Source organism: Protofrankia sp. Cr2 (assembly GCF_963555885.1).
Classification (GTDB): domain Bacteria; phylum Actinomycetota; class Actinomycetes; order Frankiales; family Frankiaceae; genus Protofrankia.
On record NZ_CAUVXG010000015.1, the window covers coordinates 2,040 to 3,645 of the forward strand.

1 protein-coding gene is annotated in these 1,606 nt (G+C 64.1%); it reads left to right on the forward strand.

Going from position 1 to position 1,606, the window contains the following annotated elements:
• Window positions 1-789: 789 nt before the first annotated feature.
• Window positions 790-1,606 (forward strand): enoyl-CoA hydratase-related protein (locus U9978_RS09570; protein WP_322760722.1); only part of this gene is annotated, 817 nt, incomplete at its 3' end.

The following is a 1,606-nucleotide window of genomic DNA, read 5'->3' on the forward strand; positions in this document are numbered from 1 at the left end:
GCGCCGAATCAGCCGCGGCCGGCGCCGCAATGGCCGGCCGGGTTCCCACCGGAATGAAATCCACGACCGTGACCGTCAACACCGCGGCCAGTAACACACCCAGAAAACGGGCAGGCAAAAGCCGCCACCGCACACGAGAATGCACGAACGCCAACTCCGATCAAGTCCACGCCGATAACAACCAGACAGCATCCACAGCCTGCGCAGCCAGCCGACCCGTGCACGGCACGTATCGGACGCTGCGGGGAAAACGGACACTGCCAGCAGACGGCCGCACACGCACCGCACCAGCCGTGGCGTTGTTTTTCTATAGACAATGACTTCAGGCGATCATCAGGTTTTGATCCACGACAAGCGGGCCACGCATCCGGCCACTACCCGCACAGACATGGAAACCCGCAGGTCACCGCCGCCCCTGACCGGCCGCTACCGGACGCGCTCGCGGGACATCCACATCACCCATACAAGCCGCCATCCGATGTGCGTAAGACCACAATCACAACACAAAAGCAATCGATGATTACTGAAAAATCATCTGATGTTCACCTTGAAAACACCCACGATCAAATGATCGAAAAGTATGAGCCGGGTAAGGGGTGATCTACATCGACGCCGTGCCAGGGGGCCGGTCGAGGGGTCTGAGCGCTCTTGGGTGGACCATGCTCCAGACTCACGATCAGCCGACGATGGTCGTTCGGTGCCCGTGGTATGCACGTGGGCCCGACATCTGGTCTGCTGGATGCCGCACGAACACCGACGCGATCCGATCCGAACCCGAGGGAGTCCGGTATGACCGAAGTGCTCGGAGACGACCGGGTCGACACGGTGCGATACGAGGTAACCGAAGGTGTCGCCACGATCACGCTGAATCGACCGGAAAAGCGCAACGCGCTCACGCCTGCGATGGTGGAGCGCTACGTCGAGCTGATGCACACGGCGGACGACGACCTGCAGGTACGCGCCATCGTGCTGACCGGCGCGGGTAAGGGCTTCTGCTCAGGCGCGGATCTCGGGCTGCTCGCACAGGGCGCGGAAACCCTGCGCGAGTTCCTGCCGGGCTCGGCCGTCACCGCGGACGCCGCCGTACGCACGTCCAAACCAGTGGTGGCGGCGGTCAACGGTGCGGTCGCGGGCATCGGGTTCGGCCTACTGCTGGGCGCGGACATCCGCTTCGCCAGCCAGGACGCGATCTTTACCACGGCCTTCGCCCGACTCGGACTGATCGCCGAGTACAACGCATCCTGGCTGCTGCAACGGCTGGTGGGAATGCCGAACGCCATGGACCTCCTGCTGTCGGGCCGCACGATAGATGCCGACGAAGCGCACCGCATCGGCCTGGTGCAGCGGGTCGTCCCGGCGGGAACAGAACTCGGGGCTGCCTTCGACTACGCCCGCGATCTGGCCGCGAACTGTTCGCCTCGCTCGCTCACAGTCATCAAACAGCAGGTCTACGCCGATGCCGAGCGTTCCCGTGCCGAGGCGCTCGCTGCATCCGTGGAACTGATGGATGCGTCGTTCGACTGGCCGGATCTTGCCGAGGCGATCCTCGCGCGGCAGGAGAAGCGCCCGGCGCGATTCTCCGCCGAGGACGGAACCCACCCCAACG